The organism is Streptomyces sp. A01, assembly GCF_059026195.1.
In genome coordinates this window covers 18,349-33,448 of record NZ_JBWLKN010000043.1, presented here as the reverse complement: position 1 = coordinate 33,448, position 15,100 = coordinate 18,349, and the positions used below count along the sequence as shown (strand labels likewise).

At 71.0% G+C, this 15,100-nt stretch carries 13 protein-coding genes; 9 read left to right on the top strand and 4 right to left on the bottom strand.

All coding sequences use genetic code 11. The annotated features are described in order from the left end of the window. Nucleotides 1-65 precede the first annotated feature (65 nt). Nucleotides 66-1,103: a 3-isopropylmalate dehydrogenase gene (locus tag AC5P1B_RS33555; RefSeq protein WP_493891788.1), complete on the top strand. Its 1,038-nt coding sequence runs from the start codon at nt 66-68 to the stop codon at nt 1,101-1,103. 255 nt (nt 1,104-1,358) lie between these two features. After that, entirely contained in the window at nt 1,359-2,456 is a 1,098-nt protein-coding gene (locus tag AC5P1B_RS33550; protein WP_493891787.1) for a branched-chain amino acid aminotransferase, read from the top strand. Between the two features lie 166 nt (nt 2,457-2,622). Here the strand turns inward: AC5P1B_RS33550 and AC5P1B_RS33545 are convergent, their stop codons facing one another. Beyond that, complete coding sequence (locus tag AC5P1B_RS33545; RefSeq protein WP_493891786.1) at nt 2,623-4,050, bottom strand: cytosine permease; 1,428 nt, start codon at nt 4,048-4,050, stop codon at nt 2,623-2,625. A 168-nt stretch (nt 4,051-4,218) separates the two neighbouring features. Between AC5P1B_RS33545 and ureA the strand changes: the two genes are divergently transcribed. The 7 genes from ureA to AC5P1B_RS33510 all read left to right on the top strand — a co-directional run bounded on the left by ureA (nt 4,219) and on the right by AC5P1B_RS33510 (nt 13,064). Continuing rightward, a complete protein-coding gene (gene ureA / locus AC5P1B_RS33540; RefSeq protein ID WP_493891785.1) occupies nt 4,219-5,142 on the top strand; it encodes an urease subunit gamma in 924 nt (307 codons plus the stop codon). A 5-nt stretch (nt 5,143-5,147) separates the two neighbouring features. After that, nucleotides 5,148-6,845, top strand: a complete 1,698-nt coding sequence (locus AC5P1B_RS33535; protein ID WP_493891802.1) for an urease subunit alpha — start codon at nt 5,148-5,150, stop codon at nt 6,843-6,845. Nucleotides 6,846-6,970: 125 nt separating this feature from the next. After that, nucleotides 6,971-8,050 carry an agmatine deiminase family protein gene (locus AC5P1B_RS33530; RefSeq protein ID WP_493891784.1) on the top strand — a complete coding sequence of 360 codons (1,080 nt, stop codon included), beginning with the start codon at nt 6,971-6,973 and terminating at the stop codon, nt 8,048-8,050. Nucleotides 8,051-8,139: 89 nt separating this feature from the next. Then, on the top strand, nt 8,140-8,679 hold the full coding sequence (locus AC5P1B_RS33525; protein WP_493891801.1) for a TetR family transcriptional regulator C-terminal domain-containing protein: 540 nt from the start codon (nt 8,140-8,142) through the stop codon (nt 8,677-8,679). A gap of 505 nt (nt 8,680-9,184) precedes the next feature. Next, nucleotides 9,185-10,798: a citramalate synthase gene (gene cimA, locus AC5P1B_RS33520; RefSeq protein WP_493891783.1), complete on the top strand. Its 1,614-nt coding sequence runs from the start codon at nt 9,185-9,187 to the stop codon at nt 10,796-10,798. Between the two features lie 426 nt (nt 10,799-11,224). Beyond that, the gene (locus tag AC5P1B_RS33515) at nt 11,225-12,808 is read left to right on the top strand and encodes an acyl-CoA carboxylase subunit beta (RefSeq protein ID WP_493891782.1); all 1,584 of its coding nucleotides are present in this window, start codon (nt 11,225-11,227) and stop codon (nt 12,806-12,808) included. A gap of 16 nt (nt 12,809-12,824) precedes the next feature. Then, nucleotides 12,825-13,064, top strand: coding sequence for an acyl-CoA carboxylase subunit epsilon (locus tag AC5P1B_RS33510; protein ID WP_493891781.1), 240 nt, complete (start codon nt 12,825-12,827; stop codon nt 13,062-13,064). Nucleotides 13,065-13,281: 217 nt separating this feature from the next. Here AC5P1B_RS33510 and AC5P1B_RS33505 read toward each other — a convergent pair whose 3' ends face one another. The 3 genes from AC5P1B_RS33505 to AC5P1B_RS33495 all read right to left on the bottom strand — a co-directional run bounded on the left by AC5P1B_RS33505 (nt 13,282) and on the right by AC5P1B_RS33495 (nt 15,100). Next, nucleotides 13,282-13,860, bottom strand: a complete 579-nt coding sequence (locus tag AC5P1B_RS33505; protein WP_159469791.1) for a GTP-binding protein — start codon at nt 13,858-13,860, stop codon at nt 13,282-13,284. Continuing rightward, nucleotides 13,841-14,605, bottom strand: coding sequence for a DUF742 domain-containing protein (locus AC5P1B_RS33500; protein ID WP_493891780.1), 765 nt, complete (start codon nt 14,603-14,605; stop codon nt 13,841-13,843). The genes AC5P1B_RS33505 and AC5P1B_RS33500 overlap by 20 nt, the downstream gene beginning before the upstream one ends. An 81-nt stretch (nt 14,606-14,686) precedes the next feature. Next, complete coding sequence (locus AC5P1B_RS33495; protein WP_493891800.1) at nt 14,687-15,100, bottom strand: roadblock/LC7 domain-containing protein; 414 nt, start codon at nt 15,098-15,100, stop codon at nt 14,687-14,689.

Here is a 15,100-nt window from a genome sequence, read left to right as displayed (position 1 = left end):
CTCACCATCGTCCGTATGATGGACACCCCGTGTCAGGCAATGGGACGGAGAGTAGGGTCTTTCGCATGTCTCGCAGCCTGAACCTCGCAGTGATCCCCGGTGACGGAATCGGTCAGGAAGTCGTAGCCCAGGGCCTCAAGGTGCTCTCGGCCGTCCTTCCCCAGGACGTGAAGCTGGAGACCCGGGAATACGATCTCGGCGCCCAGCGATGGCACGCCACCGGTGAGACGCTGCCGGACGCGGATCTTGAGTCACTCAAGGGGCACGACGCCATCCTGCTCGGTGCGATCGGCGACCCGTCCGTGCCGTCCGGTGTGCTGGAGCGCGGGCTGCTGCTCAAGCTGCGCTTCGCCTTCGACCACTACGTGAACCTGCGCCCCTCCAAGCTCTTCCCGAACACGGCGACCCCGCTCGCGGGCCGTCCGGACATCGACTTCGTCGTGGTCCGCGAGGGCACCGAGGGCCCGTACGTCGGCAATGGCGGCAGCCTGCGCACCGGCACCCCCGCCGAGGTCGCCACGGAGGTCAGCCTCAATACCGCGTACGGTGTGGAGCGCGTGGTCAGGGACGCCTACGAGCGCGCCAACGCCCGCCCCCGCAAGAAGCTCACCCTCGTCCACAAGAACAACGTGCTCGTCTACGCGGGCCACCTGTGGAAGAACATCTTCGACCGGGTCGGCCAGGAGTACCCCGACGTCACCACCGACTACCTGCACGTGGACGCGGCGACGATCTTCTTCGTCACGCAGCCGGACCGGTTCGACGTGATCGTCACCGACAACCTGTTCGGCGACATCCTCACCGACCTCGCCGCCGCGGTCACCGGCGGCATCGGCCTCGCCGCCAGCGGAAACATCAACCCGGCCGGTGCCTTCCCGTCGATGTTCGAGCCGGTCCACGGCTCGGCTCCCGACATCGCCGGTACCGGCAAGGCCGACCCGACGGCCACCGTGCTGTCCGTCGCCCTGCTGCTGCGCCACCTCGGCTACGAGGCCGAGGCCGTCCGGGTCGAGGAGGCCGTAGGCCAGGACCTCGCCGCCAGGGACGGGGCCCGCAGCACGGAGGAGACCGGCGACGCGCTCGCCGCCCGGGTCAGCGGTTGATCCACCCACGCGACGGACGGTGTGACCGGTCCGTCGCTGGGATTCCGCGCGGCGGGGTGCGACCATCGGATGTCAGACCGCGCGTGCTGTGCCGTGCCCTTGTGTTCCTGTGGTGGTCCCGCGCGAGCGATAATCGAACGCGGGGCCGCCGCACAAGGGGAGACTTGGACGTCGAAGCCGACTGATCCAACCCGCCGAGAAGGACGGAATTGAGCGCGCGGTCCGCCAAACCCACACGGTGAAGGACACGCACTCATGACGACGACCACGATCGAGCTCAAGCCCTCCTCGCATCCGCTGCCCCACGCGGAGCGCGAGCAGATCCTGGCCAGCCCCGGTTTCGGCCGCCACTTCACCGACAACATGGTGACCATCAGGTGGACTGAGGGCCGCGGCTGGCACGACGCCCAGCTTGTGCCGTACGCACCGCTGTCCATCGACCCGGCGAACATGACCCTGCACTACGCGCAGACGATCTTCGAGGGACTGAAGGCGTACCGCCAGCCCGACGGCTCCGTCGCCACCTTCCGGCCCGACCAGAACGCCCAGCGCTTCCAGGCGTCCGCGCGGCGGCTGGCCATGCCCGAGCTGCCGGTCGAAACCTTCATCGCGGCGTGTGACGCACTGATCAGCCAGGACAAGGAGTGGGTGCCCGGGACCGGCGAGCAGTCGCTGTACCTGCGGCCCTTCATGTTCGCCACCGAGGTCGGCCTCGGCGTGCGCCCCGCGAACGAGTACCTCTTCGTCGTCATCGCCTCGCCCGCCGGTGCCTACTTCCCCGGCGGCGTGAAGCCGGTCTCGGTCTGGCTGTCCGAGGAGTACGTGCGCGCGGCCCCCGGCGGCACCGGTGCGGCGAAGGCCGGCGGCAACTACGCCGCCTCCCTGGTCGCCCAGGCGCAGGCCGCTGAGAAGGGCTGCGACCAGGTGGTCTGGCTGGACGCGATCGAGCGCCGCTGGATCGAGGAGATGGGCGGCATGAACCTGTACTTCGTGTACGGGGCGGGCGACCGGGTGCGCATCCTCACCCCCGAGCTGTCCGGCTCGCTGCTGCCGGGCATCACCCGCGCCTCGCTGCTCAAGATCGCCGAGGACCTGGGCTACGTCTGCGAAGAGGGCCGGATCTCCGTCGAGGACTGGAAGAACGGCAACGCCGACGGCTCGCTGACCGAGGTCTTCGCGTGCGGCACCGCCGCTGTCATCACCCCCGTCGGCTCGGTCAAGTCCGCCCGCGGCGACTGGACCGTCGGCGACGGCGAACCGGGTGACGTCACGATGAAGCTGCGCAGGGCGCTGCTCGACATCCAGACGGGCGCGGCGGCCGACCCCCACGGCTGGATGCACCCCCTCGGCTGAGCGACGCCTACGGCCGCGCACGGACGCGGTCGGCAGGGCCCGCCCCGGCATGAGCGCGTTCGCGCGCCGCTGGAGCGGGCCTTCGCGTTGTGCGGCGGGCCTGGTCTGGCACTCGGGTCGTTGCCGCTGACCGCTCGTCGCTGACCGCTCGGCCGGTGCGCTCCGTTCAGCCGGTTTCGGCGGGGGCGCGGGCCGCCCTGACGGCGGTGACCGGACGCGGGTCCCTGGCGGTGAGGGTCAGATAGGCCACGGCCGAGACTCCCGCCGACAGCAGGAAGCTGACGTCGATGCCACCGGTCCAGCGCAGCAGCGGTCCGTCGTAGAGCGTGGTGTCCACGGCCAGCAGGCCGCACACCGAACCGGCCCCCCACGCCACTGTCGCGCTGGGATTCCACCCGGCGCGGTACCAGTACACGCCGCCCCGCGAGCGCCGGTTGTAGACCTGGAGCGCGTCCGCCTCGTACGCGCCGCCGCAGCGGAGGTAGCCGATCACGGTGATGACCGCCCACGGTGTGCCCACGGCGGTCAGCAGCAGCACGAACGAGGTCATCGCCTCCTGCGCCGCCCACGCGAAGTGGCCGAGGTAGACGAGGGTGGTGGAGACGGCGGCGACGGCGTACGTGGCCTGGGTCCGGGTCGCCCGGGGGAGGATCGCGTCCAGGTCGAGCCCCATGCTGTAGAGCATGAGCCCCGCGTTGCCCACGGAGCCGGCGGTGGCGGCGATGAACAACGGGGCCAGGTACCAGACGGGCGCCCCCGCGACGAGCGGCCCCGCGTAGTCCTCGCCCGCACCGACGGCGAGAGCGGTGACGGTGCCGAACAGCTGCGGTACGAGCAGACCGGCCGTCAGGCCCAGGCAGGTGGCGAGGAAGACCCGGCGCGAGGTGTGGCGGCGCGGTGAGACGTAGCGCGTGTAGTCGCCGAGCAGCGTGATGAACGCGATCGGGCCGCTCAGCCCGGCGGAGACGGCGGCCAGCAGCCAGGTCTGCCAGAAGCCGCCCAGCAGGTAGCCGCTGCCCGCGAGTGGCGCCGTCGTGAAGGCGCCCGCGTAGGCGATGAGCCCCGCCAGCAGCAGCACACTCATCCCCACGGCGAGCACCCTGCTCAGCCTGAGCAGCAGCCGGTAGCCGTAGACGGCGCCGACGGCTGTCCCCCCGGCGAGCACGGCGTACCCGAGCGCGTGGCTCCAGCCGGTGACGGGCAGGCCCACCAGCCGGTTCAGGCAGCCGACGAGCACGTCGCCGCCGACCCACAGGGTGAGCGCCGTGTATCCCAGGGACAGCAGCAGCCCGAGGACGGAGCCGATGAGGCGGCCCCTGACCCCGAAGTGCGCGCCGCTGCTGGTGGACAGGTTGGTGGCGGTACGGAGCGAGACCAGCGCCAGCGGGGCGACCAGCAGGGTGCCGACGAGCGTGCCGCAGACCAGCGAGGTCACCGAGGGCCAGAAGCCGAGCCCGAAGGAGACGGGGAGCCAGCCGAAGATGACGACACCGAGCGCGAGGTTGGAGCCCAGCAGGATGCTGACCAGGTCGCGCGGGCCGCTGGTGCGTTCCTCGTCGGGGACGGTGTCGACTCCGCGCTGTTCTATCGGCATGGGCGATCTCCCGGGGGGCGTGGCGAGTGGGCGGGGAGCTTGTCCGGGCGGCGATTAGAGCGCCGTTCAAGTGCGGTTAATCTGAACTACTGCGGTTCTGGCGTCAACCCCTTGTTGCATTGCATTTTCCGTGTTTAGAGTGGCGTTCTAATCGAGGAGGTGTACGGAGTGCGGCTGACTCCTACGGAGCGCGACCGGCTGCTGCTTTTCGGCGCGGCCGAGCTGGCGCGGGCGCGCCGCGCGCGCGGCCTGCGGCTCAACGTGCCGGAGGCGACCGCGCTCATCGCGGACACGGTCTGCGAGGCGGCCAGGGACGGGCGGCGGCTCGCCGAGGCGATCGAGGCGGCGCGCGCTGTCCTCGGCCCGGACGATGTGCTGCCCGGTGTGGCGGATGTGGTCACCGAGGTCCACGTGGAGGCCGTCTTCGACGACGGCTCACGGCTCGCCGTGGTGTCCGGCCCGATCGGAGGCGGCAGCGCCCCGGGGGAGCTCGCGCCCGGCGCCGTACTGCCCGGCCCCTCCACTCCCGAGCCGGAACCCGCGGTGCGGCTGCTCGTACGGAACACCGCGGCCGTGCCCGTCAGCGTCACCTCGCACTTCCACTTCTTCGAGGCCAACCCCCGGCTGTACTTCGACCGCCGCGCCGCCTACGGCATGCGGCTGTGCGTCCCCGCCGGGTCGTCCCAGCGCTTCGACCCGGGCGCCGAGAACGAGGTCGGCCTCACCCCGATCGGTGGCGACCGGATCGCGATCGGCTTCGCCGGCCTGGTCGACGGCCCACTGGACGCCCCGGGCGCCCAGGAGGAAGCACTGCGCCGTGCGGCGGCGTGCGGCTACCTGGGAGCGGAGGCAGGCGTGGGACGGGGCACGGGGCAGGGGGCGGGCCGCCCAACGGAACCAGGGACGGGGCACGGAGCGGAGCCCGTAGCGGAGCCGGAGCCTGTAGCGGACCCCAGGACCCCCAGGACGGGGCACGGGGCGGAGTCACGGGCGAGACGGGGCACGGGGCACGGGGCCGGGGTTCGGCTCCCCCGCGGAGTGGCGCAGCGCGGTGTGGAAGACGGCATCGCGGAGACCGAGGAGGACAAGTGACGGTGATGGACCCACGGGACTACGCGTCCGTGCACGGGCCGCGCGCCGGGGACCGGGTGGTCCTCGGCGACTCCGGCCTCGTCGTCCGCGTCGAGTCGGATTCCCAGCGGCTCGGCGACGAGTTCCTCGCCGGGTTCGGCAAGACCGCCCGCGACGGGCTGCACCTGAAGGCCGCTTCCGTGCGGGAGACCTGCGACGTCGTGATCAGCAACGTGCTGGTGATCGACGCGCTGCTCGGCGTGCGCAAGGTGTCCATCGGCATCCGCGAGGGCCGGATCTCCGCCATCGGCAGGGCGGGGAACCCCGACACCCTCGACGGCGTGGACGTCGTCGTCGGTACCGGAACGTCCATCGTGTCCGGCGAGGGGATGATCGCCACCGCGGGCGCCGTGGACACCCACGTCCACCTGTTGTCGCCGCGCGTCATGGAGGCGTCGCTCGCCTCCGGGGTGACGACCATCGTGGGCCAGGAGTTCGGCCCCGTATGGGGCGTCGGCGTCAACTCGCCCTGGGCGCTCCGGCACGCGTTCAACGCCTTCGACGCCTGGCCCGTGAACATCGGCTTTCTGGCGCGCGGTTCGTCCTCGGACCCCGCTCCGCTCGTCGAGGCCCTCGCCGAGGGCGGGGCGAGCGGCTTCAAGGTGCACGAGGACATGGGCGCGCACACGCGTGCCCTCGACACCGCGCTGCGGGTCGCCGAGGAGCACGACGTGCAAGTCGCGCTGCACAGCGATGGGCTGAACGAGTGCCTGTCGGTCGAGGACACCCTGTCCGTGCTGGACGGCCGGACGATCCACGCGTTCCACATCGAGGGCTGCGGAGGCGGCCACGTGCCGAACGTGCTCAAGATGGCGGGCGTCGGCAACGTCATCGGGTCCTCCACCAACCCGACGCTGCCGTTCGGGCGGGACGCGGTCGCCGAGCACTACGGCATGATCGTCTCCGTCCATGACCTGAAGACCGACCTGCCCGGAGACGCGGCCATGGCCAGGGACCGCATCCGCGCGGGGACCATGGGCGCCGAGGACGTGCTGCACGACCTGGGGGCGATCGGCATCACCTCATCCGACGCGCAGGGCATGGGGCGCGCGGGGGAGACCGTGCGCCGCACCTTCGCCATGGCGGGGAAGATGAAGGCCGAGCTCGGCCCCATGGAAGGAGACGGCCCGGCCGACGACAACGCGCGCGTGCTCCGCTACATCGCCAAGCTCACCATCAACCCGGCCCGCGCGCACGGCCTCGCCCACGAGGTCGGCTCCATCGAGGTCGGCAAGCTGGCCGACATCGTGCTGTGGCAGCCACGGTTCTTCGGCGCGAAGCCGCAACTGGTGCTCAAGGCCGGATTCCCCGCCTACGGGGTCACCGGCGACCCGAACGCCGCCACGGACACCTGCGAACCACTCGTCCTGGGTCCGCAGTTCGGCGCGCACGGGGCGACCGCGGCCGACCTTTCTGTGGCCTTCGTCAGTGAGGCCGCGGTGGCGGCGGGCGCGCCCGGGCGCGCGTACGACTCGATGCCCACGCGGCGGCGCCGGGTCGCGGTGCGCGGCACGCGCGGCATCGGCCCCGCCGACCTGGTGCGCAACGCGCGCGTCGGAGACGTCCAGGTGGACGGCCGCAGCGGGCTGGTCACCCTCGACGGCGACCCGCTGCGGTCCGGGCCCGCCGAGGAGATCTCGCTCAACCGCCTGTACTTCCTGTGACAAGCGACTTCCTGTGACAAGCGGCCTCACCTTTCCCTGCCTTGCTCTTTCCCTTCCCCTTCCCTTGCCCAGGGCCGGGCGCCCCGTATGAGCCCCCGCACAGGCCGATCAAGGACATGCCACCAATGACCCACACGCTTCCCCTGCCCGCTTCCACGGCGACTCCGGCCGCCGACGGCTTCCGGATGCCGCCGGAGTGGGCCCCGCACGCCCGTACATGGATGGCGTGGCCCGGTGCCAACGTCACCTTCGGCGAGGAAGGCGACGAGGCGCTGAGCGCCGCGCGCGCGGCCTGGGCGGCCGTCGCCCGCGCCGTCCGCCGCTTCGAACCGGTCACCGTTGTCGCGGGCACCGGCCAGGGCCGGGCCGCCCGCAGACAACTCGGCCCCGGTATCGAGGTCGCCGAGCGGCCGCTCAACGACGCCTGGATGCGGGACATCGGCCCCACCTTCGTCACCCGCGGCGAGCGCGGAGCGGGGCAGCTCGCCGCCGTCGACTGGGTGTTCAACGGCTGGGGAGCGCAGGAGTGGGCCCGCTGGGACCTCGACGCCGGGATCGGCGCGCACGTCGCCGCCAAGGCGGGCGCACGCCGTTACGCCTCACCGCTGGTGAACGAGGGCGGCGGCATCCACATCGACGGCGAGGGCACCGTACTGCTCACCGAGACAGTCCAGCTCGATCCCGGCCGCAACCCCGGCTGGACCCGGGAGCAGGCCGAGGCGGAGATCCATGCCCAGCTCGGCACCCGGAAGGCCATCTGGCTGCCGCGCGGACTGACCCGCGACTACGGGCAGTTCGGCACCAGGGGACATGTCGACATTGTCGCGGCCTTCGCCCGCCCTGGTGTGGTGGTCGCCCACACCCAGCCCGACCCCGCACACCCCGACCACGAGGTGTGCCAGGAGATCGTCAAGCTGCTGCGTTCGGCCACCGACGCGCGTGGCCGGACGCTGGAGGTCGTCGAGTTGCCCGCGCCCACCGTCACCGAGGTGGACGGCGAGCTGGTGGACTACTCCTACGTCAACCACTACCTGTGCAACGGCGGCGTCGTGCTGTGCGCCTTCCGCGACCCCCGGGACGAGCTCAACGCGGGCGTCTTCCGGCGGCTCTTCCCCGAACGCACAGTCACCCTGGTCGACGCTCGCGAGATCTTCGCCAACGGCGGCGGCATACACTGCGTCACGCAACAAGAGCCCCAGGTGTGAACGGAGAGCGGAGAGTGGTCGCGGTGAGCGGTGCCCGCGCCCCCAGGCGACGGCTCAGCCAGCCGCGTGAACACGTGCTCGCCGCCGCCATGGCGGCCATCGCCGAACACGGCCTGTCCGCGCTCACCATGGCGAGCCTCGGCCGGCAGGTCGGTATGAGCAGCGGCCACATCATGTACTACTTCGGCAGCAAGGATGAGCTGCTGCTCCAGACCCTGTGCTGGAGCGAGGAACAGCTGGGAACGGAGCGCAGGGCGGCGCTGTCCCAGCCGACCCCGCCCCGCGACCGGCTCGACGCGCTCGTCGCGCTCTACCTCCCCGAGGGGCACCGCGACCCGCGCTGGACGCTGTGGCTCGAAGTCTGGAACCGGTCGCAGAACGCCGACGACGCCACGCGCGCCCGACAGCTCGAACTGGAGCTGGCCTGGCACCGTGACCTCGTCGCGCTGCTCGCCGAGGGCGTGTCGCGCGGCGAGTTCCGGCCACTGGACGCCGACCGGTGCGCGACGCGGACACGCGCGCTGCTCGATGGTTTCGGCACCCAGCTGGTCGCGGGGCTGCCCGGCGTGGACCAGGCGCATGTACGCGGCCACGTACGCGAGTTTCTGGACGAGATGCTGGCCCCGTAGGACTGGCCCCGTAGTGCCCCGTGCCCCGTGGGGACAGCAGCGCTCCGTGCTCCGTGCCCCGTGCGTAGAGACAGCAGCGCTCCGTGCCCCGTGCCCCGTGCGGTATGCGCGGCCCGGCCGCCTGCGCACCACAGAGGGCCCCGCAGAGCGCTCCCGCCCCGCACGGCCCCTCCGGTCATCTCATTGCGCTTCCCGCATCGTGAGACGGTGTGACGGCTCTTCGTGGGTGTATGCCAGACTTCTGCCGTGCTCTCGTTCGCCATGATTATCGGCAGCAGGCGCGCCGGTCCGCAGTGACCGCTGAACCGCCAGGAACCCGGCGGCAGCGGACACCGTGCCCACGACCCGCGCGCAGACCTCTCGCACCCGCGAGGGGTTTTTTCGTTTCCTGGCCTACCGAGCCGGGGCGGAGCGCGAGGGACCATAGGGGGCGGTGGCCCGGTTTCCCCCGGCCTTCGGCATGGGGGACCCCAGGAGACCGAGATCCCGACAGGAGTCAGACAGCATGACGGACTCACCCGCTCCCTCCGCGCTCGGAGACGACTTCCACGTGTTCGACACCACGCTGCGCGACGGCGCGCAGCGTGAGGGCATCAACCTCACCGTGGCCGACAAGCTGACCATCGCCCGGCACCTGGACGACTTCGGGGTGGGCTTCATCGAGGGCGGCTGGCCCGGTGCCAACCCCCGCGATACCGAGTTCTTCAAACGGGCTCGTGCGGAGATCGACTTCAAGCACGCGCAGCTCGTCGCGTTCGGCTCCACCCGTAAGCCCGGGGTACGCGCCGAGGACGACCCGCAGGTGCGGGCGCTGCTGGACTCGGAGGCGCCCGTCATCGTGCTGGTCGCCAAGTCCCACGACCGGCACGTCGAGCTCGCCCTGCGCACCACGCTGGAGGAGAACCTGGCGATGGTGCGGGACACCGTCTCCTTCCTCCGCGCCCAGGGCCGCCGGGTCTTCGTCGACTGCGAGCACTTCTTCGACGGCTACCGGGGCAACCCGGGCTACGCCAAGCAGGTCGTGAGCGCCGCGCACGAGGCGGGCGCGGACGTCGTGGTGCTCTGCGACACCAATGGCGGCATGCTGCCGGCGCAGGTGCAGGCGGTCGTCTCGACCGTTCTCGCCGACACGGGCGCCCGGCTGGGCATCCACGCCCAGGACGACACCGGCTGCGCGGTCGCCAACACGCTGGCCGCCGTCGACGCGGGCGCCACACACGTGCAGTGCACGGCCAACGGGTACGGCGAGCGGGTCGGCAACTCCAACCTGTTCCCGGTGGTGGCGGCCCTGGAGCTGAAGTACGGCAAGACGGTGCTGCCCGCTGGTTCGCTGGCCGAGATGACCCGGATCTCCCACGCCATCGCCGAGGTCGTCAACCTCACGCCCTCCACTCACCAGCCCTATGTGGGTGTGTCCGCCTTCGCCCACAAGGCCGGGCTGCACGCCTCCGCCATCAAGGTGGACCCGGATCTCTACCAGCACATCGACCCGGAGCGGGTCGGCAACACCATGCGGATGCTCGTCTCCGACATGGCGGGTCGCGCGTCGATCGAGCTCAAGGGCAAGGAACTCGGCATCGACCTCGGCGGTGACCGCGCGCTGGTGGGCCGGGTCGTGGAGCGGGTCAAGGAGCGCGAGCTGCGGGGCTACACGTACGAGGCGGCCGACGCCTCGTTCGAGCTGCTGTTGCGGGAGGAAGCGGAGGGCAGGGCGCGCCGCTACTTCCGGGTCGAGTCCTGGCGCGGCATCGTCGAGACCCGCCCGGACGGCACGCACGCCAACGAGGCCACAGTGAAGCTGTGGGCCAAGGGCGAGCGGATCGTCGCCACGGCGGAGGGCAACGGCCCCGTCAACGCCCTCGACCGGGCGCTGCGGGTGGGCCTGGAGCGGATCTACCCGCAGCTCGCCGCGCTGGAGCTGGTCGACTACAAGGTGCGCATCCTGGAGGGCAGGCACGGCACCCAGTCCACAACACGCGTCCTGGTCTCCACCAGTGACGGGCGGGGCGAGTGGTCCACCGTCGGCGTCGCCGACAACGTGATCGCCGCGTCGTGGGAGGCGCTGGAGGACGCGTACACGTACGGCCTGCTGCGTGCGGGGGTCGAGCCGCAGGAGTGAGGCGGCGGCGTCAGCGAGACCGCGGCCCCGGCACGCGCCCACGCGCGGGCGCGTGCCGGGGCCGCGCCGTGCGGCGTCCCGGGCCCACGGAGCGGCCCTGACGGCGCGGACACCGAAGGTGAGCCCTACTGCCGTGAGAGCGACCACTTGGGCTTGACGTTCTACAACCGCGGTGGCTGCTGACCTCCGCGACGGCTCCGCCCCGGTCCGTACGAGCCGGGGACGGTGGCGTACCCCGATCTGTGGGGTAGTGATGGACAACGGGCCTATGGCTTTGTGGAGTACTCACAGCGGCAGTGCGTGTACCGAGCTGGTAGGTGGGCGAAAGGCGCCGCGTAGTTCTGTGCCGCCTGCCCACGAAAACGAGCATGACGTTGTAGGGAAACGACATGAGGTTCCCAGGGTCCGGGAACGTACCGTCGATGCATGACCAATCTCGAAGGTGCGCCCGTAGCGGCGAGTGACGTCCGTGGGCGCGTCGCCGAGCTGCACGCCATCCGCGAGCAGGCTCGGCGTGGTCCGAGCGAGCGAGCGACCGAGGCTCAGAAGGCCAAGGGCAAACTGACGGCTCGGGAGCGGATCGACCTCCTCCTCGACGAGGGCTCCTTCAGTGAGGTGGAGCCCCTGCGGCGGCACCGGGCGGTCGGGTTCGGGCTGGAGGCGAAGAAGCCGTACACCGACGGCGTGATCACCGGCTGGGGCACCGTCCACGGCCGCACCGTCTTCGTCTACGCGCACGACTTCCGGATCTTCGGCGGCGCGCTCGGCGAGGCCCACGCGACCAAGATCCACAAGATCATGGACATGGCCATTTCGGCCGGGGCGCCCCTGGTGTCCCTCAACGACGGTGCCGGAGCCCGCATCCAGGAGGGCGTCTCGGCGCTCGCGGGCTACGGCGGTATCTTCCAGCGCAACACCCGCGCCTCCGGCGTCATCCCGCAGATCTCGGTGATGCTCGGCCCGTGCGCGGGCGGCGCGGCCTACAGCCCCGCGCTGACCGACTTCGTCTTCATGGTCCGCGAGACCTCGCAGATGTTCATCACCGGCCCTGACGTCGTGCAGGCCGTGACCGGTGAGAAGGTCTCCCAGAACGGCCTCGGGGGGGCCGATGTGCACGCTGAGACCTCGGGCGTGTGCCACTTCGCGTACGACGACGAGGAGACCTGCCTCGAAGAGGTGCGCTACCTCCTGTCCCTGCTCCCGCAGAACAACAGGGAGAACCCGCCGGTCGTCGAACCGGCCGACCCCGTCGACCGGCGCGGCGACGCGCTGCTCGACCTGGTCCCGGCCGACGGCAACCGCCCCTACGACATGCGCAAGGTCATCGAGGAGATCGTCGACGACGGCGAGTTCCTGGAGATCCACGAGCGCTGGGCGACCAACATCATCTGCGCCCTCGCCCGGCTCGACGGCGCCGTGGTCGGCATCATCGCCAACCAGCCCCAGTCGCTGGCCGGCGTGCTGGACATCGAGGCGTCGGAGAAGTCCGCGCGCTTCATCCAGATGTGCGATGCCTTCAACATCCCGCTGGTCACCCTCCTGGACGTACCGGGCTTCCTGCCCGGCGTCGACCAGGAACACGGCGGGATCATCCGGCACGGCGCCAAGATGCTCTACGCGTACTGCAACGCCACGGTGCCGCGGATCTCGGTCATCCTTCGCAAGGCGTACGGCGGTGCCTACATTGTGATGGACTCCCAGTCCATCGGCGCCGACCTCACGTACGCCTGGCCCACGAACGAGATCGCGGTCATGGGCGCCGAGGGCGCCGCGAACGTCATCTTCCGTAAGCAGATCGCCGGCGCGGACGACCCCGAGGCCATGCGTGCCCGCATGGTCAAGGAGTACAAGTCCGAGCTGATGCACCCCTACTACGCCGCCGAGCGCGGCCTGGTCGACGACGTCATCGACCCGGCCGAAACCCGCGAGGTGCTGATCCGTTCCCTGGCGATGCTGCGCAACAAGCACGCTGACCTGCCGTCGCGTAAGCACGGCAACCCGCCGCAGTAATGGAGACGAAGACACTGTGAGCACCGAACCCGCTACATCCGCCACCAACGCCACCACGGCGAACGACACCGTGGTGCGGGTCGAGAAGGGGCACGCCGACGCTGAGGAGCTGGCCGCGGTCACCGCGGTCCTGCTCGCCCGCGCCGCCGCCACGCAGGGCCACTCCGCCGCTCCGGCCCCGCGCCGCTCCTCCGCCCGCTGGCGCCGTCTGGAGCGCACGCCCGGCTTCCGCGCCCCGCACAGCTGGCAGGGCTGAGCACCGCCCGACAGCACACGGCAGCAGGCAGTACGAGTCCCCGCCGCTCCGGCCCGGAGCGGCGGGGACTCGCGCGTCCAGTGGCCCCGTGGCCTCCCGCGCGGGGCCCCGTGGCGCCGTACGGCGCGCACCGTGCCCCGTAAACGGCGAGGTCCCCGCCGCTCCGTCGTGGAGCGCGGGGACCTTCGCCGTTCGCGGGGCCGCTGCGGGCCCTGCCCTAGCGCAGGCGCGCCATCAGGGCGTGCTCGACAAGCGTGATGAGCGCGCTCTTCGCCTCGCTGCGGTGCCGGGCGTCGGTGACGATGATCGGCGCGTCAGGCCCGATCTGGAGTGCTTCACGGACCTCGTCGGGGGTGTAGGGCTGATGCCCGTCGAAGCCGTTGAGGGCGATGACGAACGGCAGCCCGGAGTTCTCGAAGTAGTCCACGGCGGGGAAGCAGTCCGCGAGCCGCCGGGTGTCCACCAGGACGACGGCGCCGATGGCGCCGCGGACCAGGTCGTCCCACATGAACCAGAAACGGTCCTGGCCGGGCGTGCCGAACAAGTACAGGATCAGGTCCTGGTCGAGCGTGATGCGGCCGAAGTCCATCGCCACCGTGGTGGTGGTCTTGTCCGGCGCGTGCGTGAGATCGTCGATCCCCGCCGAGGCGGAGGTCATCACAGCTTCGGTGCGCAGCGGGTTGATCTCCGAGACCGCGCCGACGAACGTGGTCTTGCCCACGCCGAAGCCGCCCGCCACCACGATCTTCGCGGAGGTGGTGGAGCGGGCTGCACCGCTAGAGCTTGCGAAGTCCACTGAGCACCCTTTCGAGCAGTGTCACGTCAGGCTGACCGCCGGCGGTCTCGTCGCCGCCGGGCTGATGGATGGCGACGAGCCCCGCCTCGGCCAGGTCGGCTACGAGGATGCGGGAGACGCCAAGGGGGATGGAAAGCAGTGCGGAGATCTCGGCGACCGACTTGATCTCGCGGCACAGGTGGCAGATCCGCTGGTGCTCGGGCAGCTGGCCCTGAAGCTGGGACGGATCTGCGGTGGTGCTGACCAGCGCCTCGATGGCGAGCTGGTAACGGGGCCGGGTGCGGCCCCCGGTCATCGCGTACGGGCGTACCAGCGGGTTGTGCGTGCCGCCCGCCGGTCCTGGGTCCGGTTCGCGCCGGGAGGGCCGCGCCGGCTGGACGCGCGGGCCGCGCTGCGGCTCGTATCCACGCTGCGGCTGTTGCGGTTGCTGCGGCTGGTAGGGCCCCCGGCCGTACGGCTGCTGCCCGTACGGCTGCTGCGGATACCCCTGCGGCGCGCCGTGCTGTGGTGCGCCATGCTGGGGCGCGCCGTGCTGCGGAGCGCCGTGCTGGGGCTGCCGGTACGGGGGCCGCTGCTGCTCGTTCTGCCAGTTGCCTTCAGCGGTGCCCCCCGGCTGCTGCTGGGACGCTGGCTGGACCCGGCGGCTTGGCGCGGAGGGGAAGTTGAACCGGTTCAGCGGGGCCTCACCTTGAGGGTCAGACTGCTGCCCATCGCCGTACGAATAGCCGCTCGGGGGCGTTGCCACGGGTCCTCCTCCAACTCGCCTGTTTGCCGGTCGCGCCACCGAACCCTATGGCGCGGTGGCGCGAAACGCACTGTTTGTTTGTTAGTTGAGAAGGCTCCCTTGCAGTTCCGCGCGGAGATCCGGGGTGAGGACCCCGCCGGTGCGGTCGACAAGGAGGGCCATCTCGTAACCGACGAGGCCGATGTCGCAATCGGGGTGGGCGAGGACGGCCAGGGATGAGCCGTCCGAGATGGACATGATGAAGAGGAAGCCGCGTTCCATCTCGACCACGGTCTGGTTGACGGAGCCGCCCTCGAAGATGCGGGAGGCTCCGGCGGTCAGCGAGGTCAGGCCGGAGGCGACGGCCGCCAGTTGATCGGCCCGGTCGCGGGGGAAGCCTTCGGACATCGCCAAAAGGAGTCCATCGGCGGAAACCACCACTGTGTGCGACACCCCTGGGGTGTTGTCCACGAAGTTGGTGATCAACCAGTTCAGGTTCTGCGCCGCCTGGCTCAT

What these genes read in the sequence shown, in the direction of transcription:
- AC5P1B_RS33555 (WP_493891788.1), top strand. Translation starts at nt 66, where the DNA reads ATGTCTCGCAGCCTGAACCTCGCAGTGATCCCCGGTGACGGAATCGGT.
- AC5P1B_RS33550 (WP_493891787.1), top strand. Translation starts at nt 1,359, where the DNA reads ATGACGACGACCACGATCGAGCTCAAGCCCTCCTCGCATCCGCTGCCC.
- AC5P1B_RS33545 (WP_493891786.1), bottom strand. Translation starts at nt 4,050, where the DNA reads ATGCCGATAGAACAGCGCGGAGTCGACACCGTCCCCGACGAGGAACGC.
- AC5P1B_RS33535 (WP_493891802.1), top strand. Translation starts at nt 5,148, where the DNA reads ATGGACCCACGGGACTACGCGTCCGTGCACGGGCCGCGCGCCGGGGAC.
- AC5P1B_RS33530 (WP_493891784.1), top strand. Translation starts at nt 6,971, where the DNA reads ATGACCCACACGCTTCCCCTGCCCGCTTCCACGGCGACTCCGGCCGCC.
- AC5P1B_RS33525 (WP_493891801.1), top strand. Translation starts at nt 8,140, where the DNA reads ATGGCGGCCATCGCCGAACACGGCCTGTCCGCGCTCACCATGGCGAGC.
- cimA (WP_493891783.1), top strand. Translation starts at nt 9,185, where the DNA reads ATGACGGACTCACCCGCTCCCTCCGCGCTCGGAGACGACTTCCACGTG.
- AC5P1B_RS33515 (WP_493891782.1), top strand. Translation starts at nt 11,225, where the DNA reads ATGACCAATCTCGAAGGTGCGCCCGTAGCGGCGAGTGACGTCCGTGGG.
- AC5P1B_RS33495 (WP_493891800.1), bottom strand. Translation starts at nt 15,100, where the DNA reads ATGAGCCAGGCGGCGCAGAACCTGAACTGGTTGATCACCAACTTCGTG.